General features: G+C 70.7%; 26 protein-coding genes and 4 tRNA genes. 12 read left to right on the forward strand and 18 right to left on the reverse strand.

Annotation, left to right across the window (positions count from 1 at the left end; translation table 11 throughout):
• Positions 1 to 78: 78 nt before the first annotated feature.
• Complete coding sequence (locus tag ACWEJ6_RS20680; protein WP_452425449.1) at positions 79 to 1041, forward strand: RNA polymerase sigma-70 factor; 963 nt, start codon at positions 79 to 81, stop codon at positions 1039 to 1041.
• Between the two features lie 70 nt (positions 1042 to 1111).
• On the opposite strand, the gene ACWEJ6_RS20685 is transcribed toward ACWEJ6_RS20680, so the two are convergent.
• A complete protein-coding gene (locus ACWEJ6_RS20685; protein ID WP_452425390.1) occupies positions 1112 to 2041 on the reverse strand; it encodes a carbohydrate binding domain-containing protein in 930 nt (309 codons plus the stop codon).
• Positions 2042 to 2238: 197 nt separating this feature from the next.
• Positions 2239 to 3003, reverse strand: coding sequence for a hypothetical protein (locus tag ACWEJ6_RS20690; RefSeq protein WP_452425391.1), 765 nt, complete (start codon positions 3001 to 3003; stop codon positions 2239 to 2241).
• Between the two features lie 97 nt (positions 3004 to 3100).
• Here ACWEJ6_RS20690 and ACWEJ6_RS20695 point away from each other — a divergent pair, with 97 nt between their 5' ends.
• Both ACWEJ6_RS20695 and ACWEJ6_RS20700 read left to right on the forward strand, forming a co-directional pair.
• Positions 3101 to 4267: a sensor histidine kinase gene (locus ACWEJ6_RS20695; protein ID WP_452425393.1), complete on the forward strand. Its 1167-nt coding sequence runs from the start codon at positions 3101 to 3103 to the stop codon at positions 4265 to 4267.
• Positions 4264 to 4980: a response regulator gene (locus tag ACWEJ6_RS20700; protein WP_452425395.1), complete on the forward strand. Its 717-nt coding sequence runs from the start codon at positions 4264 to 4266 to the stop codon at positions 4978 to 4980. The genes ACWEJ6_RS20695 and ACWEJ6_RS20700 overlap by 4 nt, the downstream gene beginning before the upstream one ends.
• Here ACWEJ6_RS20700 and ACWEJ6_RS20705 read toward each other — a convergent pair.
• From ACWEJ6_RS20705 to ACWEJ6_RS20725, 5 genes are all read right to left on the reverse strand, one after another.
• Positions 4945 to 6069 carry an alpha/beta hydrolase family protein gene (locus tag ACWEJ6_RS20705; RefSeq protein WP_452425397.1) on the reverse strand — a complete coding sequence of 375 codons (1125 nt, stop codon included), beginning with the start codon at positions 6067 to 6069 and terminating at the stop codon, positions 4945 to 4947. The genes ACWEJ6_RS20700 and ACWEJ6_RS20705 overlap by 36 nt on opposite strands.
• Before the next feature lie 598 nt (positions 6070 to 6667).
• Entirely contained in the window at positions 6668 to 7411 is a 744-nt protein-coding gene (locus ACWEJ6_RS20710) for a hypothetical protein (RefSeq protein WP_452425399.1), read from the reverse strand.
• A 989-nt stretch (positions 7412 to 8400) separates the two neighbouring features.
• Positions 8401 to 8805, reverse strand: coding sequence for a hypothetical protein (locus ACWEJ6_RS20715; RefSeq protein ID WP_452425401.1), 405 nt, complete (start codon positions 8803 to 8805; stop codon positions 8401 to 8403).
• Positions 8798 to 9025, reverse strand: a complete 228-nt coding sequence (locus ACWEJ6_RS20720; protein WP_452425402.1) for a DUF6011 domain-containing protein — start codon at positions 9023 to 9025, stop codon at positions 8798 to 8800. Before ACWEJ6_RS20720 ends, ACWEJ6_RS20715 begins: the two co-directional genes overlap by 8 nt.
• On the reverse strand, positions 9022 to 9429 hold the full coding sequence (locus ACWEJ6_RS20725; protein ID WP_452425404.1) for a hypothetical protein: 408 nt from the start codon (positions 9427 to 9429) through the stop codon (positions 9022 to 9024). Before ACWEJ6_RS20725 ends, ACWEJ6_RS20720 begins: the two co-directional genes overlap by 4 nt.
• 417 nt (positions 9430 to 9846) lie before the next feature.
• Here ACWEJ6_RS20725 and ACWEJ6_RS20730 point away from each other — a divergent pair, with 417 nt between their 5' ends.
• On the forward strand, positions 9847 to 10230 hold the full coding sequence (locus ACWEJ6_RS20730) for a tyrosine-type recombinase/integrase (RefSeq protein ID WP_452425405.1): 384 nt from the start codon (positions 9847 to 9849) through the stop codon (positions 10228 to 10230).
• Between the two features lie 32 nt (positions 10231 to 10262).
• Here the strand turns inward: ACWEJ6_RS20730 and ACWEJ6_RS20735 are convergent.
• A tRNA-Val gene (locus ACWEJ6_RS20735) sits at positions 10263 to 10334 on the reverse strand.
• A gap of 451 nt (positions 10335 to 10785) precedes the next feature.
• Here ACWEJ6_RS20735 and ACWEJ6_RS20740 point away from each other — a divergent pair.
• Positions 10786 to 11202, forward strand: a complete 417-nt coding sequence (locus ACWEJ6_RS20740; protein WP_020547189.1) for an SsgA family sporulation/cell division regulator — start codon at positions 10786 to 10788, stop codon at positions 11200 to 11202.
• 59 nt (positions 11203 to 11261) lie between these two features.
• Here ACWEJ6_RS20740 and ACWEJ6_RS20745 read toward each other — a convergent pair whose 3' ends face one another.
• On the reverse strand, positions 11262 to 11882 hold the full coding sequence (locus tag ACWEJ6_RS20745) for a DUF305 domain-containing protein (RefSeq protein WP_452425407.1): 621 nt from the start codon (positions 11880 to 11882) through the stop codon (positions 11262 to 11264).
• Between the two features lie 82 nt (positions 11883 to 11964).
• Here ACWEJ6_RS20745 and ACWEJ6_RS20750 point away from each other — a divergent pair, with 82 nt between their 5' ends.
• The gene (locus ACWEJ6_RS20750) at positions 11965 to 13347 is read left to right on the forward strand and encodes an LVIVD repeat-containing protein (RefSeq protein ID WP_452425409.1); all 1383 of its coding nucleotides are present in this window, start codon (positions 11965 to 11967) and stop codon (positions 13345 to 13347) included.
• Between the two features lie 47 nt (positions 13348 to 13394).
• Here the strand turns inward: ACWEJ6_RS20750 and ACWEJ6_RS20755 are convergent, their stop codons facing one another.
• Genes ACWEJ6_RS20755 through ACWEJ6_RS20765 form a run of 3 tightly spaced genes read right to left on the reverse strand, consistent with a single transcriptional unit; the run spans position 13395 to position 16119 of the window.
• Complete coding sequence (locus tag ACWEJ6_RS20755; protein WP_452425411.1) at positions 13395 to 14225, reverse strand: aminotransferase class IV; 831 nt, start codon at positions 14223 to 14225, stop codon at positions 13395 to 13397.
• Complete coding sequence (locus ACWEJ6_RS20760; protein WP_452425413.1) at positions 14222 to 15235, reverse strand: chorismate-binding protein; 1014 nt, start codon at positions 15233 to 15235, stop codon at positions 14222 to 14224. The genes ACWEJ6_RS20755 and ACWEJ6_RS20760 overlap by 4 nt, the downstream gene beginning before the upstream one ends.
• Positions 15202 to 16119: a LysR family transcriptional regulator gene (locus ACWEJ6_RS20765; protein WP_452425415.1), complete on the reverse strand. Its 918-nt coding sequence runs from the start codon at positions 16117 to 16119 to the stop codon at positions 15202 to 15204. Before ACWEJ6_RS20765 ends, ACWEJ6_RS20760 begins: the two co-directional genes overlap by 34 nt.
• A 57-nt stretch (positions 16120 to 16176) precedes the next feature.
• Between ACWEJ6_RS20765 and ACWEJ6_RS20770 the strand changes: the two genes are divergently transcribed.
• Positions 16177 to 17334 carry a Rid family hydrolase gene (locus ACWEJ6_RS20770; protein ID WP_452425417.1) on the forward strand — a complete coding sequence of 386 codons (1158 nt, stop codon included), beginning with the start codon at positions 16177 to 16179 and terminating at the stop codon, positions 17332 to 17334.
• A gap of 7 nt (positions 17335 to 17341) precedes the next feature.
• Here ACWEJ6_RS20770 and hutH read toward each other — a convergent pair whose 3' ends face one another.
• Genes hutH through ACWEJ6_RS20785 form a run of 3 tightly spaced genes read right to left on the reverse strand, consistent with a single transcriptional unit; the run spans position 17342 to position 20211 of the window.
• Positions 17342 to 18892: a histidine ammonia-lyase gene (gene hutH, locus ACWEJ6_RS20775; RefSeq protein ID WP_387664953.1), complete on the reverse strand. Its 1551-nt coding sequence runs from the start codon at positions 18890 to 18892 to the stop codon at positions 17342 to 17344.
• Between the two features lie 15 nt (positions 18893 to 18907).
• Positions 18908 to 19615 carry an ArsR/SmtB family transcription factor gene (locus tag ACWEJ6_RS20780; RefSeq protein ID WP_449917664.1) on the reverse strand — a complete coding sequence of 236 codons (708 nt, stop codon included), beginning with the start codon at positions 19613 to 19615 and terminating at the stop codon, positions 18908 to 18910.
• A 44-nt stretch (positions 19616 to 19659) separates the two neighbouring features.
• Positions 19660 to 20211 carry a hemerythrin domain-containing protein gene (locus ACWEJ6_RS20785; RefSeq protein ID WP_387664948.1) on the reverse strand — a complete coding sequence of 184 codons (552 nt, stop codon included), beginning with the start codon at positions 20209 to 20211 and terminating at the stop codon, positions 19660 to 19662.
• Positions 20212 to 20323: 112 nt separating this feature from the next.
• Between ACWEJ6_RS20785 and ACWEJ6_RS20790 the strand changes: the two genes are divergently transcribed.
• The 5 genes from ACWEJ6_RS20790 (at position 20324) to ACWEJ6_RS20810 (ending at position 22458) form a co-directional block, all read left to right on the forward strand.
• On the forward strand, positions 20324 to 21523 hold the full coding sequence (locus ACWEJ6_RS20790; protein ID WP_452425420.1) for a hypothetical protein: 1200 nt from the start codon (positions 20324 to 20326) through the stop codon (positions 21521 to 21523).
• A gap of 153 nt (positions 21524 to 21676) precedes the next feature.
• A tRNA-Gly gene (locus ACWEJ6_RS20795) sits at positions 21677 to 21748 on the forward strand.
• A gap of 15 nt (positions 21749 to 21763) precedes the next feature.
• Positions 21764 to 21834 (forward strand) — tRNA-Cys (locus ACWEJ6_RS20800).
• A 7-nt stretch (positions 21835 to 21841) separates the two neighbouring features.
• Positions 21842 to 21916, forward strand: a tRNA-Val gene (locus tag ACWEJ6_RS20805).
• Between the two features lie 110 nt (positions 21917 to 22026).
• Entirely contained in the window at positions 22027 to 22458 is a 432-nt protein-coding gene (locus ACWEJ6_RS20810) for a nuclear transport factor 2 family protein (protein ID WP_452425422.1), read from the forward strand.
• Positions 22459 to 22632: 174 nt separating this feature from the next.
• Here ACWEJ6_RS20810 and ACWEJ6_RS20815 read toward each other — a convergent pair whose 3' ends face one another.
• The 3 genes from ACWEJ6_RS20815 to ACWEJ6_RS20825 all read right to left on the reverse strand — a co-directional run bounded on the left by ACWEJ6_RS20815 (position 22633) and on the right by ACWEJ6_RS20825 (position 24566).
• Positions 22633 to 23466 (reverse strand): alpha/beta fold hydrolase, encoded by an 834-nt coding sequence (locus tag ACWEJ6_RS20815; RefSeq protein WP_452425424.1) that lies wholly within the window; start codon positions 23464 to 23466, stop codon positions 22633 to 22635.
• Between the two features lie 67 nt (positions 23467 to 23533).
• Entirely contained in the window at positions 23534 to 23857 is a 324-nt protein-coding gene (locus ACWEJ6_RS20820) for a hypothetical protein (RefSeq protein ID WP_452425425.1), read from the reverse strand.
• 100 nt (positions 23858 to 23957) lie between these two features.
• Entirely contained in the window at positions 23958 to 24566 is a 609-nt protein-coding gene (locus tag ACWEJ6_RS20825; protein WP_358285587.1) for a TetR/AcrR family transcriptional regulator, read from the reverse strand.
• Positions 24567 to 24606: the final 40 nt, after the last annotated feature.

Here is a 24606-nt window from a genome sequence, read left to right on the forward strand (position 1 = left end):
CACGGATGTGAGCTCGGGCGAGTGTGACCTGCGACACTTTGTCGCCTTTGTCCAGCCATGGTGGTACCAATGGTCGGCGTGACCCGCACCGAGGAGTTCCAGGAGCTACGGCCGTTGCTGTTCGCGATCGCCTACCGGATCCTGGGCAGCGTGAGCGAAGCCGAGGACGCCGTCCAGGAGACCTGGCTGCGTTACGAGGGCTCCGCATCCCAGCCCGACTCCCCCAAGGCCTTCCTGTCGGCGACGGTGACCCGGATCTCGATCGACGTGCTGCGCTCGGCCCGCGTCCGGCGCGAGGCCTACGTCGGGCCGTGGTTCCCCGAACCGCTGCTGACCGACCCCTACCAGGACCCGGAGCGGTCGGCGGAGCTGGCCGACTCGGTGTCGATGGCGGCGCTGATCCTGCTGGAGCGGCTGAGCCCGCTGGAGCGCGCGGTCTTCGTGCTGCGCGAGGTGTTCGCCTTCAGCCACCGGGAGATCGCCTCCGCCGTGGAGCGGTCGGAGGCGGCCTGCCGCCAGCTCGCGGTGCAGGCGCGCCGCCACATGGACGCGGGCCGCCCCCGCTTCCAGGCCGATCGCCGGTCCCAGGACCGGCTTGCCGGGCGGTTCTTCGGCGCGCTCAGGGAGGGGGACGTCGAAGGGCTGCGGGAACTGCTGGCCGCCGACGTCCGGCTGGTCAACGACGGCGGCGGCAAGATCGGCAGCACGCTGCCCGTCCTCGGCCTCGCGAAGGTGGCGCGGGTGCTGTCCGCCGCCGTCGCGCCGTTCGCCCGGATCGGCGCGGCGCTGGAGGCGCACGAGGTGAACGGCCAGCCGGGCGCGATCATCCGCGACCGCGACGGCCGGATCGTCAGCATCTGGACGCTCGACATCCTGGACGGACGCATCCAGAGCATCCGCTCGATCGTCAACCCCGACAAGCTCCGGCACCTCGGCCCCGTCGCCGACGCCCACGCGGTCATCCGCGAGAAGAAGCAGCGGGCACGCGCGGCGGCGCAGGGCGGCGTGCCGGTCACCGGCGCGCCGGACGAACCTCGGTGACCGGCGGCCCCACCGGCGCAGCGGTCCGCCGGGCTCGCGCCAGGACGGCCGGACCGCTGCGCCCGGCGTTCTAGTCGGTGAGCAGGATGTCGTCCAGGCACAGCGTGTACGGCGCGTCCGCACCGCCCACCTGGAACAACACCTGGGCCTCCTGGTCCGAGGTCTTGGCGGTGTTCTGGTAGGAGTAGGTCCTGGACCCGGTGCCCACCTCGGGGTAGCCGTCCACGATCGCGGCGGGCTTCGAGCCGCTGTCCTGGACCACCGACCTGATCTTCACCGGCCGCGTCGCCGACGCCTTGAAGCTCAGCCGGTACGCCTTCCCGGCCTCCACGGCGATGCCGCTCTGCCCGATCATCGAGGCCCACACGTTGTCACCGCCCGCGGGCACCTCGGCGCACAGCCGTCCGCCCGTCACCTCGATCGGCGTGTTCTTGGACGCCCACCAGCCCTTGACCCCGTTGTCCAGCGAGCCGTTGACGACGCTCTGGTGCACGGGCACGAGAGAGACATTGTCCAGGCACAACGTGTACGGCGCGTCCGCGCCGCCCACCTGGAACAACACCTGAGCCTCCGAGTCCGACACCTTGGCCGTGGCCGCGTAGGTGAACTTCCTGGAGCTGGTGCCGACCTCGGGGTAGCCGTCCACGATCGCGGCGGGCTTCGTGCCGCCGCCCTGGACCAGCGACCTGATCCTCGTCGTCTTCGTGGCGGTCGCCTCGAAGCTCAACTGGTAGGTCTGGCCGCCCCGGACCTCGATGCCGCTCTGCCCCACCATCGCGGCCCACACGTTGTCACCCCCCGCGGGCACCTCGGCGCACAGGCGCCCGCCCGTCACCTTGATCGGCGTGTTCTTGGACGCCCACCAGCCCTTGACCCCGTTGTCCAGCGAGCCGTTCACCACGGCGTCGCCGGCGGGCGCGGCGGCGTACGCGGGTGTGGCCGCCGCGGCCATCGCCACGAAGGCGCCCGCGGCGATGAGACGCATCGGAAGAGAATTCATGATCGTGGATCTTAGGCGGGCGACATCAGCGTCAACCTAGAGCCAATTCCCGGTCTTTTGGATGGGCCAAATCGCCGCGGGCGGCCGTTTCGACCTGGCGCTCAGGCGGCCGTCTCGGCCTGGCGCTCGGCGGCCGTCTCGGCCTGGCGCTCGGGCGGAAGCCACCGGCACGTCAGTGCCGCCGGGCGCAGCGTTCATCATCGGGTGCTCCGGAAGCTCCGGGCCCAGCGGCGAAGCTCGGTGGCGGCCTCGTCGCGGGTGAGGGGACCGCGTTCCAGGTGAACCTCCTGCAGATGCCGGATCGCGGCCCCCACCATCGGGGAGGGCGGGAGGCCGAGCATTCGCATCACCGTCCTGCCGTCGAGCACGACGGGGACGTCGTCACGCCTGGCGTACCTGTCACGTTCGGCGGCGGCGCGGGCGTCGGCCTCCTCCCTGGCGCGGCATGCGGCCTCCCACGCGTCGAAACCGGGGGCGTCCAGGGCATCCAGGGCCGCCCGGCGCCACCCTTCCAGGTCGCGTTCCCGCCCGAGGCCGACCGCGTCGAACAGGTCCGCCGCACCTGCTCTGACCGCTCCGAGGCGCGCGAGCACGGCGTTGATCGGCCAGTCGTCGCGCGGCGGGCCGGCCTGGATCGAGGCGTGCTCGGGCCCCCAGCTGCGACAGCCGTTCTCCCACAGGACGGCGGCCTGGCTGCCGCGGCCACCCCAGAAGTCCGCTTCCACGTAGGCGACCTGGCCGCCGCGGGACCAGTCCTTCAGCCTTCCGGCGAGCCCCGGGGACATGAGCGTGAACGGCCCGCTCTCCTGCCGCGCGCCGGTCGGCTCGCCGAAGATCTCGTCGGTCACCGGCAGCAGCCCCAGGCGTTGCCCGAGAGGCGCCACCACAGCCTGCGGCACTTCGCCCGAAAGGGAGCGGAGACGGTCGAACTCACCGACGACACCGTGGAGCACGTACGACATGCCCGCACTTTAGATCGCGCAGCGGCACAAGGGCCCGCGCCTGCTTCATGATCCACATCGCGCACGCCGCCGTGGCCGGCCCGTCTAGGGTGGGCGCATGGCGGAACGGCGTCCCTTGATCGCGCGCAGGCTGCGGCCGGGACATTGGGTCGCCGTCGACGTGTTCGCGGCCGTCGCCCTGGCCGCCGGGTTCTCGGTGCCGGCGGTGCTGGTGCCCGAGTCCGCCGGGGTGCCGCCCTTCGTGGCCGTGCCGGTGATCGCGCTGGCCTGCCTGCCGACGGCGGTGCGGCGCCGGTGGCCCGTGCCGGTGTGCGCGGCGGTCCTGGTGTCGGCGGTGATGGCGCCGTTCGCCGGGTGGCAGGAGGCGTTCGTGCCCTTGGCCGTGGCCCTGCACGCGGTGGCGCTGCTGCAGGCGCGCCGGACGGCGGTGACGGCGCTGGTGTCCGCGCTGGCGGTGACCGCCGCCGGCGCCGCGATCGGCACCCCCTCCTGGACGGAGGCGGCCTCGGCGTGCGGTTTCGCCTGGCTGCTGCTCGGCCTGGCCTGGACCATCGGGCTCGCCGTACGGGAGCAGCGCGCGTACGCCGCGCAGGCCGTCGCACGGTCGGCGCAGGCCGCGGCGACGGCGGAACGGCTGCGGGTGGCTCGTGAGGTGCACGACGTCGTCGCCCACAGCATGGGCCTGATCTCCATGCGGGCCGGCATCGCCAACCACGTTGCCGCCACGCACCCCGAGGAGGCCGGGGAGGCGTTGTCGATCATCGAGGAGACCAGCCGGAAGGCGCTCACGGACTTGCGCGGCCTTCTGGGCCTGCTCCGCGACATCCCGGACGATCGGGACGACGGCGCGCCGCGCATGGTGGAGACGCTGCGCGAGCTGGTCGCGGCGATCCCGGACGGTCACGTGCGGGTGGAGCTCGACGTCCAGCCCGGCCTCGCGCTCGGCGGCGAGGCGGCCCTGGTCGTCCATCGCCTCGTGCAGGAGTCGCTGACCAACGTGCTCAGACACGCCGGCCCGGCCCGGTGCCGGGTGACCGTCGTCACCCGGGCGCGGCGCGAAGTGGTGGAAGTGGTGGTCGAGATCGTCGACGACGGTCGCGGGGGTGCGCCGCGTACGGGAGGACACGGGCTGGCCGGGCTGGAAGAGCGGGTGATCCTGCACGGCGGGACGTTCTCGGCCGGGCCGGAGCCCGGCGGCGGCTTCGCCGTCCGCGCGCGACTGCCCTTGCCGAGCGGGTCCGGGTCCGGGGAGGACGACAGGTGAGCACGTTCACGGTACTGATCGCCGACGACCAGGCGTTGCTGCGCGCGGGCCTGCGCAGGCTGATCGACACCGCCCCCGGCCTGACCACCGCCGGCGAGGCCGGCACCGGGCAGCAGGCCGTGGAACTGGCCCGCGACCTGCGGCCCGACCTGGTGCTCATGGACGTCCGCATGCCCGGCCTCGACGGGATCAGGGCCACCGAGCTGATCCGGGCCGACCCGGCGACCGCCGGGACACGGGTGCTGATGCTGACCACGTTCGATCTCGACGAGTACGTCTACGGGGCGTTGCGCGCCGGAGCCAGCGGATTCCTGCTCAAGGACACCGGCCCCGGCGACCTGCTGGAGGCGCTGCGCATCGTCGGGGAGGGGCAGGCGCTGCTGGCCCCGTCGGTCACCACGCGGCTGATCGCGGAGTTCGCCCGGCGCGAGCCCGCCGCGATCCCGGCCGGGCTGGCGGCGGGGCTGGCCCAGGTCTCCGGACGGGAGCGCGAGGTGCTGGTGCTGGTGGCCAGGGGGCTGACCAACCCGCGGATCGCCGAGCGGCTCGGCATCGGGGAGGCGACGGTCAAGACCCATGTCCGCAGCCTGCTGGCCAAGCTCGCCGCGCACGACCGGGCGCAGCTCGTCATCGCCGCCTACGAGGGCGGCGTGGTCACGGCCGGCGGGCGGGCGCCGTCAGCGGCGGTAGGAGACCTCGGGGAAGGCGGCTGACGGGCCTCGCAGCAACGCCTGCGGACGGCCGCGCAGCGTCTGCTCGAAGAAGGCCAGCGGGTAGGCGCGCTGGAAGGCCAGCGCCCGCTCGGCCGGGATCGTCCCGACGACCTCCTCCAGCTGCTCCTTCCCCAGCCCCAGCGGCCCGGCCGACATGGGGATGAGCAGGACGTCGTCGCCGAAGGAGTTGTGCGCCGCCCCCTTGAGCGTCACGTTGAGCCGCCATCCCCGCAACCCGTCCCAGAAGGCACGCAGTGTCGGATTGGTGGCCATGCCGCCCTTCCCGTCGGTGTCGACGACCATGTACGGCCGGTCGAGGCCGGACTTCGCCACCTTGCCGAAGACGGCGCCGTCCAGGCCGAGCCCGGACTTGATCCGCGGGTCGGCGTACATGGCGGAGGAGGTGGCCGCGCCGCCGAGCGAATGCCCGAACATCCCGATCCGCGCGAGGTCGAAGATCGGCTTCCCGGCACGGCCGGGCACCTTCTCCTCCAGGGCAGGCAGGCTGTCCAGGACGAAACGCACGTCGGCCACCCGGACATCGACCGCCTTGGCGAAATCGGTCACCTCGACCCCCGTCTCCACCCGGCCGCCGGGGAACTCCACCACCGCCGCGTCATAGGGGTGATCGACGGTGACCACCGCGTATCCCCGGCTGGCCAGCTCCTCGACGACGCCGGTCCCGTACGCGCGCGAGGCGTTGGCGCCCGGCGAGTACAGGACGACCGGCAGCTCCCCCAGGCTCGTGTCGGCGGGCGCGCCCTCGTGGCCGTCGGTCCTGTCCAGCAGCACCGAGCCCGGCTCCAGGTCGTTCATCTTCAGGTACCGGTCCGCCGCCGCCCTCGGCATCCAGGGGGCGACCGGGTGGGCCTGCACGTCCCGGGCCGGGTACCACAGGCTGACCATCAGCTCCCGCCTCCTGCCGGAGCCGTTCCAGGGATCCGGACGGGACTGATCCACCAGGTGGACCGAGACGGTCCCGACGGGATGCGGCCCCGCCGGCTTCGGGACCGTCAGACGCTGCGGCGGGGTCGATCCGCAGCCGGCCAGCGCGACAACCAGGGCGGTGATGATGAATGCACGTTTCACCCCCTTCACGCTGCCAACCGCGCACGCCCGCCGCCTCTGACGTGCGGAGGACCTCCGACTCAACCCAGGAGGGTAGAGCTCGCTGGAGATCGTCCTCAGGAATGACACCCACGAACGAACCGCGCCCGATCCTCGAAGGTGTGCTGCGGGCATGGCGTGCCGGCGCGGCCCACCACCCCATCCTGACCAGCCGCAGCACCCCATGCCACGGCGGATCACCGAGGCTGGGCTCCACCTCTGCGCCGGCGCGAGCGCGTGGGCCCGGTTCGTCCGCCTGGACGCCCCACCAGACGGACGCCTCCTCCATGATCACTGGCGCCACTCGTCCCGAACAGTCACGCAGAACGCCGCGAAGGACGTCAGGCTGGACACGAAGCTGCGGGCGGCGGCGGACGGGCTCCTCGGAACCGATCCTTCCGGAGACGCACGTCATCCCGACCCCAGAGAAGCTCAAGCAGCTACGCGCCGATCACATGGATGCCTGGCTCGACAAGGCGCTAGTGAGCAGGCGATAGCACTCGGGTGTCACTCGGTTCGTCACCCACTGGAAGCCGCGAAGAACGACCACCGACGAACCCAACAAAGCACTACTGGACACTCAACGTTTCACCTTGTCGCTGTCGATGACCTGAGCGGTGGGTGGGGGCTTGATGGTGAGTTTCATCCCCCAGTCCGAGTAGCGGACGTCATGGATGTAGCCGAACCACCCCTGCCCGTTGGTTGCGCCCTTCCATTTGTCTCCTTCGGGTTCCCGCCACTTGGACCATGCGCGCCGCACGAGGCCGTCTTCGCCAATCCACAGCCGCCAGTCGATTCCCCACTCGCCGTGCTCATCCTTCAGCGTGTCCCCGCGCAGATCCGGCCTGACCTTCCACAATTGCCGGAACGTGATCGAGCCCTCGTGGAGGGTCGTGGGCGAGCCGTCGTAGATCCCCGAAGCCTTCGTAGACGTCGTGGTCGCCAGTACGGCTGCGAGCACAGCCGGCCTGTCCAAACGTAGATATCCCGTCTCCAGGCGTAGTCGGCATGGCCACTTGAAAGTGACCCATTTCTTGCCGGCCGGCAGCCTCTTCTCTTTTGGGTCGTATTCCCATTCACGATCGCCGATGCAGATATCGCGAACGCCCGCCTCCCCCAACTGGTGATCCCACAGATCCGTCGCCACCACTTTGCCGGCACCGAATCCGACGACACCCTGAGTGGGCTTGAAACGCTCCCACCCGAAGACTGGGCCCGAGTTGAACGTGCTGTATTCGGTGATCCGCACGCCGTGCCCATCGACCAACTGGCGCTGGATCGCCGCGACCGGATCGTCAGCCGTGGCGGCGCCATAGGCAGGCACGCCACAGAGGGTCGATCCAGTGAAGGTGAGGACCGCAACCGTCGTCCATCGCCCCATAAGGTGATGTTCTCCTCACAATGGGCCCGGTACTTCCGCCGACACGGGCCGAGGCGGTGATCTTCGCAGAGGAAGGTCTCACCGTGATCACAGCGACTGATCTCGATGATTCACAAGTCTGGGGTTGGTTTCGCTCAGCGTGACTGATGCATGATTCCGGTGGTATCGGGCCGGGAGGCCGGTGGAGTCCTTCCGCTGGGAGGTCAAGGGCAGGCCTGGCGCTCAGTGGGAGCAGCCAGCATGAGAGCGGACGCGATGGCGCGTACCAGCCGAAATCCGGGTCCCGGTCTGAGCTCATCCAAGCTCCCGCGACAGGACTCGAACCAGGATCTCATCGCGTCGATCCATCCTGCTTGATTCAGGCCCCAAGGCAAGTTCAGTTCTGGAAGGTCAGCGCAGGTCTCAGCAGTTCGTCCCGCACGGTCTCCGGTTGGCCCCCTTGGATGCAACAGCCAATCACGGCCTCACGTGATGAGATAGACCATATCAACGCCTAGCTTTTACCGATATACCTCGTTTTGGGTGGTCTGGCGTTTGAGTCCGCAGGAGAAGCGTCTTGTGGCAGTAACGTCTTATGACCGACTACACCTGACTCATACGCCATATCTGGACATTCAGATGATGATGAGCTTTCTCTCATGACCAGAGGGTGGCGTCGCATTCGACGGCGAAGAGACCATACGTGTCGAAGAAGTGAGGGCCAGAGCAGTCAAAGGTTCCGGTCGATTCAAATTCCCAGCCCGCGCGAGATTCACATGGGCAGCAGGGCGGGCTTGATCAGGCGAATCAGCGATGTCAAAGCGCGGGCGATCACGGGAGCACATCCGCGCGACGCGTGATCGGCCATCGAGCGTCCGGGGTCTCGTACGGCTCTCCGAGATGCAGAGCAACCAGCCTTCACCCGACCACTGCAGAAGTGCTCCCGAGTTCACTCATGGTGTCGTTCCTTCCGGAGCCATCTGCTTGTACCAGGCGGTCGAAGTCGGCGACAGGAGACAGGAGATCACTCCCAAGGCGAGGGCGAGGCCGGCCAAGCCAGCCACGCTCGGGTCGGCGATCACTCCCCAAGCCTGGCCGACCGTGAGCAGCGCCTCGACTGCCAGCGCTGTCCACCGGACCCACGGCCGGCGTGACCTCATCTTGGCCACGACCAGGCCGATGGCCGCGCCGACTATGAACTCGAACAGGACGGGGATCAGCAGTGCCCCGGCTATGGCCTGCTGTTTGAAGTCCACGAGCATGATGACGAGAGGCAGGGCCATCAACACCAGCTGGATACACAGGAGGGTTCGGGCCACCCGCAGAGAGGTGGGTAACGGCAGGGGCTTCTCATTCATGGGGTTCCTCCAGCAGATCGATCTGTCCCTCCACGTCCCACCCGGTAGGGACACCAGTGATGCGTAGAGGCTTGCGAGGTGTGATCCCGAGCTTGGAAGCGCAGTCAGGGCCGATGCCGAGAGCGCGGGACTCAGGGGTCTTGAGGGTGTGCTTGCAGGCCGCGCACCGGGTGACGTGCTCTCGGGTGGAGGGCTCGTCGAGGTCGAGGAGGAACGTCACCGACGCCCCCGGTGGTACTCGTTGCGGTTGATCGACATGCTCTTTGGGAAGCCTGCCGGATTGCAGGTCGAGAAGCGGCGACGGTGCTTGCCGTCTTCGCCATGGGCGCGCTTGTGGAAGGCGACCTGCAACGCGTCGAAGGAGGGCGCCAGCACCTGGCTGACGCCTTCGCTGATCGAGCGGGCCGCGCGCTGCAGCTCGGCGGCGAACTGGGAGAACGCCGCAAGTGCGGGTTCCGGGTTCGGCCAGTTCGTGACCTCGTCCACGAACGTGAGAGACACCGTTGCGCCGTCCAGCTTCGGCGTCGGGTCTGGCTCGTCTGGAGCCCGTCTCATCGCGTCGTCGTAGAGCATGCCCTCAAGGCACGCGTCGATGGCGCTCAGCACACCGCCAGTGTCCGTCATCGGTCTCCTCCTCTGGGGGCAGGCTAGCGTCGAGCGCGGCACGGAGCGGTCCCTCGCGGCCAACACCTTCTGCGCCCGCGTCGAGTCGCCGTACGGCAGGGAGGAGTGGCGGACAGCGAGGCGAAGGTCTTCGGCGGATACGACGACCGTCCCCGCCGGCAGGACGGCGTCTACGTGCGAGGGCACGAGCACCAAGCTCCGCATCCTCGCCGAGACGCATGTCATCCCGAACCTAGGGAAGACCAGCCTCAAGCAACTACGTGCCGATCACGTGGACGCGTGGCTCGACCAACTCGCCGACAAGCCGGCCACCACCACCTTGCGGAGATCTACGCCGTACTGCCACGGGCATCCGCACCGAAGAGGCCCGAGCACTCCAGTGGGATCACGTCGTCACCTGAATGCCGAGCCTCAAGCATGGCAACCGGTCACCGAGGCAGGGTTCAAGCACAAGAAGTTCGCCATCTACGTCTGGCGGACCGTCCGGGAAGGAGGAGACACCAAGACCCGCAAGTCACGCCGCACGCTGGAGCTGCCGAAGCCGGCGGCCCAAGCCCTCAGACAGCACCACACCCGCCACGTCACTCGTTCGTCTCGATCATGAGCGATCAGGGCGTACCGATCGAGACGATCGCGGATCTCGTCGGACACGCGGGCACCAGCGTCACCGAGGCGGTCTACCGCCACCAGCTCCGGCCAATGATCACCAAGGGTGCCCGGACGATGAACATCATCTTCGGTGAGAAGCCGACGGGATGGCTCCCGTCGACCCCCAGACATGAGAGAAGGGGCTTCGGATGATCTCCGAAACCCCTCCACCTGCACCTTACGAGTGGGCGATACTGGGATCGAACCAGTGACCTCTTCGGTGTGAACGAAGCGCTCTCCCGCTGAGCTAATCGCCCGCCCTGTCGGCGCCTTGCGGTGCTGACGGGGAAAACCATACCGCACTCTCGGGGTGGTGGCGAAACGGAGCGGTCGCGGGGCGATCTTCGGGAGCTCCTGGCGCGAGGGATTCGAGCGAAAGGCGGCGGTTGCCCATCGGCGTGGTGGGTCGGTGTCATACCATCGACGTGTCCCGGAAGACACCGATCGCGATCTTTTCGGTAGAAACGTTCTTGGTCGAGCCCGTCGGGGCAGGCTCTACAACAGCAAAACCCTCGCAAATACGACCCGATTGATGCCGTTTAGCCAGGTAGATGCCTAAATGTCCAGCTGTGATGTGCGTTACAGAAGGCCCTTGAGGCGGAATCTTTCCTACAGGTTTCTTCGTTCCGCGTCATAGCTCAGGACGAAGTCCGTCAGAGCAGTGAAAGCCCCGAAGAGGGGACCTACGACGAAAAGGTTTGGCTGACGATGAACAGCACCACCGTCTCCGCCGAGCTTGGCCTTCGGCTAGTGGTCCCCGACCGTACTACCGTCCCCCTGCTCGCCGGACTGAGCTACACAGCCGACGATCCGTATGCCATCCGCATGGCCTTCCACGTAGGGAACGACGAGCCGGTCGAGTGGATCTTTGCTCGTGAACTGCTGACCGTAGGCATCGTGCGGCGGGTCGGCGACGGCGACGTGCAGGTATGGCCCGCACGCGCCGATGGCGAGCGCACCCTGCACATCAGCCTCACCTCGCCGTTCGGGCAGGCGCTCTTCGAAGTGCCGCTGGCCCCCCTCACGGAGTTCCTCCACCGGACGTACGAGAAGGTGCCCGCGGGGCGCGAGACCGATTTCATGGACCTGGACGCCGAGCTCACCAACATGCTCTGGCCGTCCTGAACCGTCGCACCTGAGGCCCCGGCGTCCACCCCGACGCCGGGGCCTCGGCATGTGCGGCGTCAGGACGGGAGGGACGGGAGCGTGGTCGCGGCCTGGCGCATGCGTTCGATCTCGATGCTCTGGCCGGAGTAGACGTCCCTGGCCAGCAGGCGCATGCGGTAGTCGCGGCCGCCGGCCAGCTCCTCCCCCGCCATCTTCACCGCCCCCTGGTGGTGCCGGGTCATCAGGCGCAGGAACAGCTGGTCGAACGCGGTCCCCTTGGCCCCTCGCAGGGCGTTCAGCTGCTGTTCGGTGGCCATGCCGTAGCCGGCCGCCGCGCCGTGGTCGTGGCCGGCGGGGGCCGGGCGGCCCAGTTCGGCTAGCCAGACGGTCATGGACCTGATCTCGGGGGTCTGGGCGGCGGTGATCGAGCGGGCGAGCGCGCGGATGACCGGGGTGGTCGTACGGGCCTCGACCAGGGAGGTCATCTCCAGCGCCTGCCGGTGGTGCGGGATCATCGCCTCGGCGAAGCGCACGTCGGCGGCGAGGGTGGGGGCCGGGCTCGGGCCGACGCGTTCCCCGGGGGTCGCCGTCCTGGCCGGGGCACCGGGGCCGGCGGGCACCAGGACGGGGGCGTCCGTCCCGACGACCGGGATGTCCGGGGCAGGCGGCTGAGAACAGGCCGAAAGCGCAAATGTCATCACAACTGTGATGGAGATCGTACGCGGCCACCAACGTGCTGGCATACCTTCCATAGTGAGCCACGAGAGATAAAGGGGACGCGTGTTGATCTTCGCCAAGTTGCGCGGAGCGGTGTTGTGCGCGGCGTTGTTGCTGGCCTCGGCGTGCGCGGCGGAACCGCCGTCGGCCGGCGACCCGGGGCCCGCCTCCTCGAAGGAGAGCGGCACGGCGTCCGGCACGGCCTCAGGCACGGGCGAGGTGCTGACCAGCGCCAACGTCAAGCACGTGGCGAACGTCCCGCGCTCCGGCCCGTTCGCCGGGGACGACAACTTCAACACCGACCTGGCCTTCCAGGGCGATTACGCGTTCGTCGGGAACTTCGCCGGTTTCACGATCTACGACATCAGCGACCCGGCCAAGCCGAAGACGGTGAGCCAGGTGTCCTGCCCGGCGCAGCAGAACGACGTCAGCGTGCACGGCGACCTGCTGATCCTCTCGGTCGACGAGCCGCGCGGCAGCGCGGGCTGCGACTCCAACGAGGAGACCCGCGACTGGGAGGGTCTGCGCCTGTTCGACATCAGCGACAAGAAGCGCCCGCGCTACGTCGGCGCGGTGCTGACGGACTGCGGCTCCCACACCCACACCATGGTCCCCACCGACGACAAGCTCTACGTCTACGTCTCCTCCCCCGGGCCCGAGCCGGACTCGCGGACCTGCTCGCCGCCGCACCAGAACATCCAGATCGTGGAGATCCCGCTGGACGACCCCAAATCCGCCAAGGTCGTGGCGCAGCCGAACATCTTCCCCCAGGAGCAGAACACCGAGATGTTCGCGGGCTGCCACGACATCACCGCCTACCCGGAGAAGAAGCTCGCCGCGGCGGCCTGCTTCGGCGACGGCGTGCTGCTCGACATCTCCGACCCGGTCAACCCACGGGTGATCCAGCAGATCCGCGACACCGAGAACTTCCAGATCTGGCATTCGGCGACGTTCAACAACGACGCGACGAAGGTCGTCTTCGGGGACGAGCTGGGCGGCGGCAGCCAGGCCACCTGCGACGCCGGCACGCCGCGCACCAAGGGCGCCGACGCCGTGTACGACCTGGTGAACGGCAAGCTGGAGCGCCGCGGCTACTTCAAGATCCCGCGGAACCAGGAGCCGGACGAGAACTGCGTGGCCCACAACGGCTCGCTGATCCCGGTGAAGGGCAGGGACGTCATGGTGCAGTCCTGGTACCAGGGCGGGGTGTCGATCTGGGACTTCACCGACTCGGCCAACCCGAAGGAGATCGGCTTCTTCGAGCGGCGTCCGTACCCGGAGGGCGGCATCGCCGGCTCGTGGTCGGCCTACTACTACAACGGCTACATCTACTCCAGCGACATGCGCGAGGGCCTGGACGTGCTGCGCATCGACGACCCGATCACCGATCCGGCCAAGCAGGTGAAGATGGACGAGTTCAACGTCCAGACGCAGAAGTCGTACTGACGGATGAAGGGACAGGGCCCCGGAGGCGGGGCCCTGTCGAGGGCGGGTCAGGGGTTGAGGTCGGCGGCGGCGCGCTCGGCGAAGATCCGCATGGCCTTGGCGGTGATCGGGCCGGGCGCGGTGGGCAGCTCGGTCCGGTCGACCAGCCTGATCGGCTGGATGTCGCGGGTGGTGGAGGTGAGGAACGCCTCCTCGGCCTCGTACAGGGCCTGCAGCGGGACGTCGGTCTCCTCGCCGCCGCACCATTCGAGCACCAGCGCGCGGGTGACGCCGGCCAGGCAGCCGGAGGCGAGCGTGGGGGTGATCAGGCGGCCGTCGCGCACGATGAAGATGTTGGAGCCGGTGCCCTCGCACAGGTCGCCCGCGAGGTTGCTGAAGATCGCCTCCCCGGCGCCCTGGTTCTTGGCGTGCAGCAGGGCCTTGGCGTTGTCGCCGTAGGAGGTGCTCTTGACGCCGGACAGCGCGCCGCGCTCGTTGCGCGGCCAGGGGACCACGGCCACGTTGGCGGTCTCGGGGAACGGCTTCTGCTCGTCGACGATGACGATCGAGGTGGTTCCCTGGTTGCCCCGGTCGGAGCCGAGCGGGCCAGGACCGCTGGTGTAGGTGATGCGGATGCGGCCGAGCGGCCAGGCGGGGGCGGCCGCCAGCAGCTTGCCGACGCCTTCGGCGATGGCCTCGACGTCGGGCTCGGGCAGGTCCATGCGCTGGGCCGAGAGGGTGAGCCGGTCGAGGTGCCGGGTGAGCGCGAACGACTCGCCGTCGACGATCTTGATCGTCTCGAAGACGCCGTCGCCGACCATGAGCCCGTGGTCGAACACGGAGACGGTGGCCTGCGCGGGGTCGATCAGTTCCCCGTTGACCCAGACAGGGATGTTCATGCGTTTCCTCCTGAGGATGCCAGTGAGATGAGCCTGGACGCCTTCAGCTCGGTCTCGGACCATTCACGCGCGGGGTCGCTGCCCCACGTGATGCCCGCGCCGGTGCCGAAGCGGATCTCGCCTGCTGAGATCCAGAATGTTCTGATGCCCACGGCCAGCGCCGCCCTGCCCCGGTCGGCGTCGACCCAGCCCACGGCACCACAGTAGGGCCCCCGGGGGACGGGTTCGAGCTCATTGATGATGCGCAGAGCGGACGACTTGGGCGCGCCCGTGACAGACCCGGGCGGGAAAGTGGCGGCGAACAGCTCCGGCCAGCCCGCTCCTGGCGCGAGCCTGGCCCGCACGGTGGAGACGAGGTGGACGAGACCCGGATGCTCCTCGACCGCGCACAGGGAGGGCACCTCGACCGAGCCGACCGCCGCGACTCGGCCCAGGTCGTTGCGGACCAGGTCGACGATCATGACGTTCTCGGCGTAGTCCTTCTCCAGCAGGTCGGCGGCGGTGACGCCGGTGCCCTTGATGGGGCCGGACTCCACGACGTCGCCCTCGCGCGACAGGTAGAGCTCCGGCGAGGCCGACACCACGCTCAGCCCGGGCACGTCGACGACGGCGGCGTACGGGGCCGGGTTGCCCTCGGCCAGCCGCGCGGCCAGCGCCAGCGGGTCGGCGCCGGGCGGGACGGGTGCGGACAGGACGCGGCAGAGGTTGGCCTGGTAGACCTCGCCCCGCTCGATGTGGTCGCGGATCGCGCGCACGCCGCGTTCGTAGGCGGCCCGGTCGAGCGAGGTATGCCACTGGCCCGGATGTGGACCGTGCCAAGGGCTCCTGGGCGAGGGCAGCGCGGACGGGCGCACGCGGTCGAAGCGGGCGCAGGTCGCCGTGCCCTCGTAGTCGACGACGACGGCCCACCAGCCCTCGCCGTCGAGGGCGGCGAGGTCGGTCGTCACGTCGCGGAGTCCGGTGGCGAGATGACCGTTTAAGTGGGCGAAACCGTCGTACACATCTCCCATTGTCCCAGCATCTCGACCAGTTGCAGCGCGGAGGGCAGGGGAACCTCGGGAAGGGCCGCGTACACCGTGCGGACGGGGGTGGCCGCGCGCAGCGGTTTGAGCACCAGGTTCGGCGGCACCGCCCGCGCGGCCAGCTCGGGCACCAGCGTCACGCCGAACCCGGCGGCGACGAACCCGAACTTGCCCGACCATTCGGCCACCCGCAGCCCGCCGCGCGGCGTGAACCCGGCGGCGGCGCACGCGGCCACCAGCGGCGTCGGCTGCCCGCGCGGCGCGGCCTCGATCCAGCTCTCCTCGGCCAGGTCGCGCAGGTCCACGTCGGGCTCGGCGGCCAGCGGGTGGCCGGCGGGCAGCGCGACGAGCAGCCGGTCCTGGCAGAGCCGGACGAGCCGGGCGTCATCGGCCGGCAGTCCGGCCGGGTAGTCGCTGATCACGGCCACGTCGAGCGCCCCGGCGTGCAGGCGTTCCATCAGCCGCGAGGTCAGCGCCTCCGTCATCCGCAGCTCGACGCCGGGGTGGGCGGCCAGGAAGCGCTTCAGCGTGGAGGGCATGAGGTCGACGTTGGCGGTGGCGAACGCGCCCACGCGCAGCGTGCCGCCGCGCCCGGCGTGGATGGCGGCCAGTTCCTCGCCGGCGCGGGCCAGCCGGTCGAGCACGGCGACGGCGTGCCGGTGCAGGGCCGTGCCGGCGGGGGTCAGGCGCACGCCGCGCGCCAGGCGTTCGAACAGGGGGCCGCCGCCGGCCCGTTCCAGCGCGGCGATGCGCCGGGAGACCGCGGACTGGGTGTAGCCGAGCAGCTCGGCGGCGGCGGTGAAGGAACCGCTCCTGGCCACCTCGTCGAAGAGGCGGAGGGCTTGGAGGTCGAAGGCATTCGTCTCATGCATGGCTGCCATGCAATCTAGTCGGTGGTGGAATACCTCGCATCCCTGTTCACTGTTCCCGTGATTGCATTTCTCGGACAGGGACGCATGGGCGTCCCCATGGCTCGGCGACTCGTGGAGGCCGGGCACAACGTGACGACGTGGCGGCGCGGGACCGGTGTGACGGCCGCCGAGGCGGTGGAGGGCGCCGAGCTGGTGATCAGCATGCTCAGCGACCCGGCGGCGGTGCGCGAGGTGCTGACGGCCGCGCTGCCCGGTCTGCGGCCCGGCGCGACGGTGGTGGAGATGTCCACGATCGGCCCGGAGGCGGTGCGCGAGCTGCGTGAGCTGCTGCCCGCGTCGGTCGCGCTGGTGGACGCGCCGGTGCTGGGCAGCGTGGGCCCGGCGGCGGACGGCTCGCTGGTGGTGCTGGCCGGCGGCGACGTGTCGGGCTGCCGCGAGGTGTTGTCCGTCTTCGGCGGCGTGCGCGAGACCGGGCCGCTGGGGTCCGGCGCGGCGATGAAGATCGCCGTCATGAGCGCGATCGTGCCCGCGCAGGTGCTGGTCGCCGAGACGCTGGCGTACGGGGCGGCGCACGGCGTGGACCGGGACGCGCTGCTCGACGTGCTGGCCGGCACGCCGCTCGGCCAGGTCGCCGAACGGCTGCGCACGCCCGCCGCCGAGACCCGGTACTCGCTCGGCCTGGCCGCCAAGGACCTGGAGCTGGCGGCGTGGGAGGGCGCGTCGATGGCCACGGCCGCCCAGCGGCGCCTGCAGGAGGCGCGGGCGGCCGGACTGGGCGAACGCGACCTGACGGCGGTGGCCGAGCACGTCGGGGGCGCCCCGGCCGCGCGCGCGGTGCCGCTGAACCTGTCCACGATCCCGGCCACGAACGGCGCGTACTCGCACGCCGTCCGGGTCGGCGACATGCTCTACGTCTCCGGCCAGGCCGCCTTCGACGAGCAGGGGCGCGTGGTCGCCCCCGGCTCGCTGAAGGACCAGGCCGAGCACATCTTCGCGGTCACCACGCGCATCCTGGCCGACCAGGGCGCGACCTGGCAGGACGTCGCCTTCATCCGCACGTACCTGACGGACATGGACGACATCCTCCAGCTCAGGGACGTGCGCAACCGGTACGTCACCGGCACTCCCCCGGCCAGCACGACCGTCGAGGTGTCGAAGCTGTTCCGGCCGGGGCTGGTGATGGAGATGGACCTGATCGTCGCCCTCCCCCGCTGAGCGGGGGTTAGTCGAGCGGCCCGGTGACCGACTCCACCGCGGCCACGACGCCGCCCTCGGCCACCAGCCGCACGGCGGACTCGATCTCCGGCGCGAGGAAGCGGTCGGGGCCCGGCGCGGGCACGTTCTCGCGCAGCGCCCTGACCACGGCCGCGGTCGCCGGCGCGGGCTCCAGGGGGGCGCGCAGGTCGAGCGCGCGGGCCGCGGTGAGCACCTCGACGGCCAGCACCCGCGTCAGCCCGTCGATCGACCTGCGCAGCTTGCGCGCCGCCGACCAGCCCATGGAGACGTGGTCCTCCTGCATGGCCGAGCTGGGGATGGAGTCGACGCTGGCGGGCACGGCCAGCCGCTTCAGCTCCGAGACGATCGCGGCCTGGGTGTACTGGGCGATCATGTGGCCGGAGTCGACGCCGGGGTCGTCGGCCAGGAACGCGGGCAGGCCGTGGTTGCGGGCCACGTCGAGGAAGCGGTCGGTGCGGCGTTCGGACATCGAGGCCAGGTCGGCGGCCACGACGGCGAGGAAGTCGAGCACGTAGCCCACGGGCGCGCCGTGGAAGTTGCCGTTGGACTCCACCCGGCCGTCGTCGAGCACGGCCGGGTTGTCCACGGCGCTGGCCAGCTCCCAGCCGGCCACGGTGGCGGCGTGCGCGATCGTGTCACGGGCGGCGCCGGCGACCTGCGGGGCGCAGCGCAGCGAGTACGCGTCCTGGACGCGGGTGCACGCCTGCGGGTCGCGGTGGCTGGCCATGACGCCGGAGCCGGCCAGGATCCTGGTCATGTTGGCGGCGGACCTGGCCAGACCGGGGTGCGGGCGCAGGGCCTGGAGCTCCGGCATGAAGACGCGGTCGGTGCCGAGCAGCGCCTCGACGCTCATCGCCGCGCTGATGTCGGCGGTCCTGACCAGCTTGGTGAGGTCGGAGATGGCCAGGATGAGCATGCCGAGCATGCCGTCGGTGCCGTTGATCAGGGCCAGGCCCTCCTTGGCGGCCAGCTCGACCGGCTCGATGCCGGCCTGCTTGAGCGCCTCCCCGGCGGGCCGGAGCTCCCCCGCGGCGTCGCGGACGACGCCCTCGCCCATCAGCGTCAGCGCCACGTGGGCCAGCGGCGCGAGGTCGCCGGAGCAGCCGAGGCTGCCGTACTCGTGCACGACCGGCGTGATGCCGGCGGTGAGCAGCGCGGCCAGGGTCTTGGCGGTGCCCGGCCTGATGCCGGTGTGGCCGGTGGCCAGGGTGTGCAGGCGCAGCAGCATGAGCGCGCGCACCACCTCGGTCTCCACCTCCGGGCCGCTGCCCGCCGCGTGCGAGCGCACCAGCGAGCGCTGGAGCTGGGCGCGCAGCGCGGGGTCGATGTGCCGGGTGGCCAGGGCGCCGAACCCGGTGGAGACGCCGTAGGCGGGCACGGGGCTCTCGGCAAGTTCGTCCACCCGCTGGCGGGCGGCCGCCATGGCGGCCACCGCGTCGTCGGTGAGCTGCACGGCGGCGCCGTGGCGGGCCACCTTGATGACGTCGTCGAAGCTCAAAGGCTCGGGGCCGACGTTCACGACTCCGTTGTCGCGCATGATCGTCTCTCTCGCTTAGGTAACCGGCGTACCCGATGTTAGCTCCTTACTCGGGAAGATCGCCGCCAGCCCCTCCCTGCCCTCGTCGGTGAGGACCACCGCGCGCGGCACCGATCCGCGCCGGTACCAGCCGCGTTCCAGCAGGACGTCGGTGATCGCGGCGCCCAGGGCGCCGCCGAGATGCGACCGGCGTTCGGTCCAGTCGAGGCATTCCGGGGCGAAGCGCCGCCTGGTCCTGCGGGCGCCCTCGACGTCCACGCCCAGGCCCGTCAGCAGCCGTTCGCCGTCGGAGGTGAGGTCCTGGCGGTCGTAGAAGCCGCCGTCCCTGAGCCGGTCGAGCAGGGCGACGCCGGCGCGTCCGGCCAGATGGTCGTAGCAGGTGCGGGCCTCCTCCAGCAGGCGCGCCTGCCGGGACTGCCGCAGGGAGCGCACCGGCGGGCGGGCGCTCACCCTGGCCAGGGTCTCCAGCACCTCGGCGATCTCGTGCCCGGCCAGCCGGTAGTAGCGGTGGCGGCCCTGCCGGACGACGTCGACCAGGCTTCCGTCGAGCAGCCGGGCCAGATGGGCGCTGGCGGTCGCGGCGCTCACCCCGGCGACCCTGGCCAGCTCGCCGGCGGCCAGGGCGCGGCCGCCGAGCAGCGCGGTGAGCATGGCGGCCCTGGTGGGGTCGGCGATGAGCGCGGCGACGGGCGCGATGTCGGCGTCACGGGCGATGTGCTCCATGCCCCCGACGCTAACGCACCGACATTTCGCCCGGGGACGAAGTGTCAGCCGCTCCCCAGGGCCTTCCTGATGATCTCGCGGGCCCGGTCCATCAGCGCGAGGGGCGTGCCGATCAGGACGTTCTTCGTCGCCGACTCCACGCCCGGACGCGGCCGCAGCGGCCCGACCGCCTCGGCCGCCCGCACCGCCGCCGCCATGGCCCGGCGTTCCACGACGGAGGTGCTGTGGCGCAGCTGGGCGAACTCGTAGCGCTCCTCGCTGCGGGCGTGCATGGTGACCGCCGTGCGCAGCTCGGCCAGCTTCTCCCAGAACGCCGGGTCGTCCACGCCCGCCCGGTCGATCTCGACGAGCAGCCGCTTGGCCCGGTTCTCCTCGGCCAGCCGGTCGGCCACCACGCCGGGGCCGCCGTCCACCTTCCTGCGCGCGTAGGGGTGGACGATCTCCTCCTCGGCGGTCTCGTGCACGGCCAGCAGGCGGATCAGCCGCTCGAACGCCTCCTCCACCCGTTCCGGCGGCGCCTGCTCCACCTCGTCGAACAGGTCCCTGATCTGGCCGTGCTGGGCCATCAGCACGTCGATGACATCGTGTTCAGCCACGTCCAGCGGCCTACCCGGGCGCCGGTCGGGCACGCGCCTCCTTACCGAACGCGGATCGTTCGGCGACGCAACGCGGAGGTTGCCCCACCAGGCCGCGGGTAGGCGCAGCGACATGGCCTTCGACCCACTTCAGGAGCGGGGCATCCCGCTGGACGAGCAGCTGCGCGACTGGCGGGAGCTCAACGTTTCGCCCATCGATCCCGACCACGCCGACCCGTACACCCGCTGCCGGATCATCACGATGAACGGCATCGAGACCGAGGCGGTCCTGTTCAGCCACCAGCTCGCCCGCCACTGCACCGACCTGGAGCTGAAGCGGCAGCTCGCCCGGGTGCGCTACATCGAGGCGCAGCAGCAGAAGGCGGTCAACTGGCTGCTGCCCGGCGTCGCGTCGGTGCTGGAGACCACCATCGCCTACGAGCAGGTCGCGGTGGACCTGACGGCGTGGGTGGCGCGCATGGAGCCGGACCCGTACCTGACGCAGGCGTACCAGTTCGGGGTGCTGGAGGACTTCGACCACCTCTACCGGTACGCCAACCTCTACGAGATGATCGAGCACCGCAAGGCCGAGAAGATCGTGGACGGGGTCACCGAGGTCATGCCGGGGCGGCCGACGTACCTGCACCACCGGGACCCGGTCGACAACGTGCGCGAGCCGTACGACCGGCACCGCACCGAGCCGCTGTCGAAACTGCACGCCCTGACCGTCATGGCGGCCGAGCAGCAGACCATGAACTTCTACATGAACGTCGGGCCGCTGGCCATGGAGCCGATCGCCCGGCAGCTCTACCAGGAGATCGCCATGGTGGAGGAGGAGCACGTCACCCACTACGAGTCGCTGGTCGACCCGGGCGAGAGCTGGTGGGAGATGCTGCTCAACCACGAGTACAACGAGTGCTACCTCTACCACTCGTTCATGGAGACCGAGTCCGACCCCAGGGTGAAGGCCGTCTGGGAGCTGCACCTGAACATGGAGATCGAGCACCTGCGGCTGGCCTGCGAGCTGTTCAAGCGGTTCGACGGGCGGGATCCCGACCAGGTGCTGGCTCCCGAGCTGCCGCCGCCGGTGACGTTCGAGCCGAACAAGGCGTACCTGCGGGAGCTGCTGGCCACCCAGATCGACTGCACCACGCTGGGCACCGGGTACGTCCAGGAGGCCCACGAGCGCTTCACGCGCATGCAGGAGGCGGTCCTGGGCGGGGAGAAGCCGCCGTCGGAGCGGGTCATCGACGACAACCGGGCGGTGTCGGGGCGGGAGTACCGGCTTGAGACGGAGGGGCCGCATCCGGCGGGCATGCAACTGGGCCGCTGACCGGGCCGTGCCCTCCTTGCGCCTCCGCCCCGGGTCCCGCCCCGGGGCGCGGCCGGGCCGCACCTGGGACGACCTGCGCGGAAGCGCTCCGGTTTGGGGACTCGGCGAGGATTCGCTAGAGTTCTCTCGTCGCCCGGCACGAGCGGGGCGCACGCGGAAGTGGCTCAGTGGTAGAGCATCACCTTGCCAAGGTGAGGGTCGCGGGTTCGAATCCCGTCTTCCGCTCGGAGCTTCCGGCTCGGTGGCGTGGCCGAGAGGCGAGGCAGCGGCCTGCAAAGCCGTCCACACGGGTTCAAATCCCGTCGCCACCTCTACGAAGGACGATTAGCTCAGCGGGAGAGCGCTTCCCTGACACGGAAGAGGTCACTGGTTCAATCCCAGTATCGTCCACCATCTCTCATCAGCCAGGTCGGCGGGTCGCCGACCTGGCTGACGCTTTTTCGCGTCCCTTCCCCGGCGCGGGGGCCTGGCGCTTGTAGCAAGCGTTTGGTTCGATCAGGGGCATGGACGTTCAGGAGATCGCCGACCGTCTGGAGATCACCGACCTGCTGGCCCGGTACTCGCGGGCCGTCGACTCCGGCGAGTGGGACCTGCTCGACGAGGTGTTCAGCCCGGAGGCGGTCATCGACTACCGGTCCGCGGGCGGGATCAGGGGCGGGCTGGCGGAGGTCAAGAGCTGGCTCGCCGAGGTGCTGCCGCACTGGCCCGGACGCCTGCACCTGATCGGGGCCCCGCGGATCGTCCTCACCGGGGACGAGGCGCGGGTCAGCGCGCCGTTCACCGACACCCTCGCCCCGACGCGCGACATGGCCGCGGCCGACGCCAAGGGGTTCCTGCACGGCGGCGGCTGGTACCACCACCGCCTGCGGCGCACCTCCGTCGGCTGGCGCAGCCAGGAGCTGGTGGAGGAACAGAGCTGGCGCACAGCCCGGTGACCCCACCCCCGGACCCCGGGCCGCGACGGCCTCCTGACCCGCCCGCCTCCCGGCCGCCCGGTCCCCTGGCCCGCCGCTTCCCGACGGGGCCGTCCCCCGGCCCGACTGCGTCCCAACGCGGCCGCTTCCCGAGCGGGCGGCTTCCTGGTTTGGCCGCTTGCGGGCATGGCGGGCTCAGTGTGGCTGTTCGGGGTGGGTTGTGGTGAAGGCGAGGAGGGGGATGGCGGTCTGCTGGGGGTCCTCCAGGATGGGGGTGTGGCCGAGGCCGGGCAGGAGCTCGATCTCGGCCCCCGGCACGACGCGGTAGCCGGACGCGGACGAGGCGCGCCACCGGCGGTCGTCGGCGCCGAAGATCACCAGCAGCGGCTTGCCCAGGGGCGCGAGCCGCTCCGGGAGCGGCCGTTCGTGCAGGTATTCCCGAGTGCCCTGCATGGTCGCGGCGAGCGTGTGGAGGGTCATGCATCGCACCTCGTTCAGCAGCTCGTCCGGGGGCTGGTAGCCGGGACGGCTGAAGCCCGGGCTCGCGAACAGGCGGATCTGCTCGTCGGTCGGTGGCCACTGCGTGGGGGCGAACGCGGCCGACGCCGGGGCGATGAAGGCGTCCAGGTCAGGCCCGGTGTTGATGAGGACGAGCGCCGTCACCAGGCCGGGACGCTGTTCGGCCAGGGCGGTGGCGACCGCGCCGCCGCTGGAGTGGCCCGCGACCACGGCCTCCCGCACGCCGAGCCGGTCCAGCGCCTCGCCGACCCGGCGTGCCTGGTCGGGGGTGGTGTAGCCGCGGTCGTCCGGTTTGGCGGAGCGGCCGTGGCCGAGCAGGTCGATCCGGATGACGCGATGGGAGCCCGTGAGCAGGGGGACCATCTGGTCCCAGGAGCGGGCCGAGGACGCCGAGCCGTGGATGAGGAGGAGGGCGGGGGCGTCGCGGGGGCCGTCCTGGCAGACGTGGAGGTCGCCGTCGTCAAGGGAGAGGATCGTGCTCTCGGTGGTGTCGCCGTGGGAACTGGTCATGGGGCCACTGTGGCGGCCGTCCCGCGCCGGAGGATTGGACGAATGTTCCCTCGGGTTGCTGCCGGGGCTACACGTTCGCCGACATCGAGAACCAGATGTAGCCGACAGTGGCCAGGAGCAGGCACACCGCTCCGATCGCCGCGCCCGCCGAGGCCGCGAAGACGCGTACGGGCCTGGGCCGCCGTGCCGTGAACGCGTACCCGAGGGCGAGGCCGGCGCCGGGGAGCACCGCGGCCGCGATGCCGCATTTGGCCAGGAGCTCCGTGGGCATCCAGCCCAACCGCCAGATGCTCCAGGCCACCAGTCCGTAGCCGGTGAGGGCCGCTGCGCAGAGCACGGTCAGCCCGAGGGCGGCGTACCTGCGCGTGCCGGGATCAGGGAGGGACGTCACGGGCCGATGATCGCACGGCGTCGCGGCCGCCGGTAGACGCGCCGGAGGCGGGAGGGCGGATGGGGTGTGGCGCCCGGACAGACCGGACAGTGGGGTGGGGTCACGTGCGGGTCAGGGGGCAGTGGGTGGCGTCTGTGGCGTAGGACAGGAGGAGGTCGCGGGCCGTCTCCGTGTCGAACGGCTGCACCGCGTCCAGCAGGTGCAACCCCAGCCCGTCCTCCAGCGCCACCAGGTTCCGGGCGATCGTCATGGCGTCCCGGGTCAGCGTGAAGACGCCGGTCGCCGACCCCGCCTCCAGGATCGCGGCGTACAGGGCCACCTGCCGCTCGTACAGCCTGATGTGCTGGGCCGCGTACGCCGGGTCGCGCCGGGCGTGCGCCCCCAGCTCGTACAGCAGCACGCACAACTCGTCGCCCGGACCCGCGGGCAGGCCGCTGCCGATGGTGATGACCAGGCGCCGCCGCAGGTCGGGCTCGCGGGCGGCGGCGGCCTCGCGGGCGGCGCAGAACCGGTCGACCGCCTCGCGCTGCACCTCCTGCAGCAGGCCGGCCATGCTCGGGAAGTAGTACAGCACCGACCCCGCCGACATGCCGGCGACCTCGGCGACGTCGCGCAGCCGCAGGTCGAGGATGCCGCGTTCGAGCACCGCCCGGCGGGCGGCGGAGACGAGTTCGGCCCGCTTCTCGCGGGCCCGGCTGGGTCGCGCCATGGCCGCGATTCTTCATAGACGCTTCAAAGAACGCAAGCCA

The sequence above is a fragment of the Nonomuraea sp. NPDC004702 genome, from assembly GCF_053601695.1.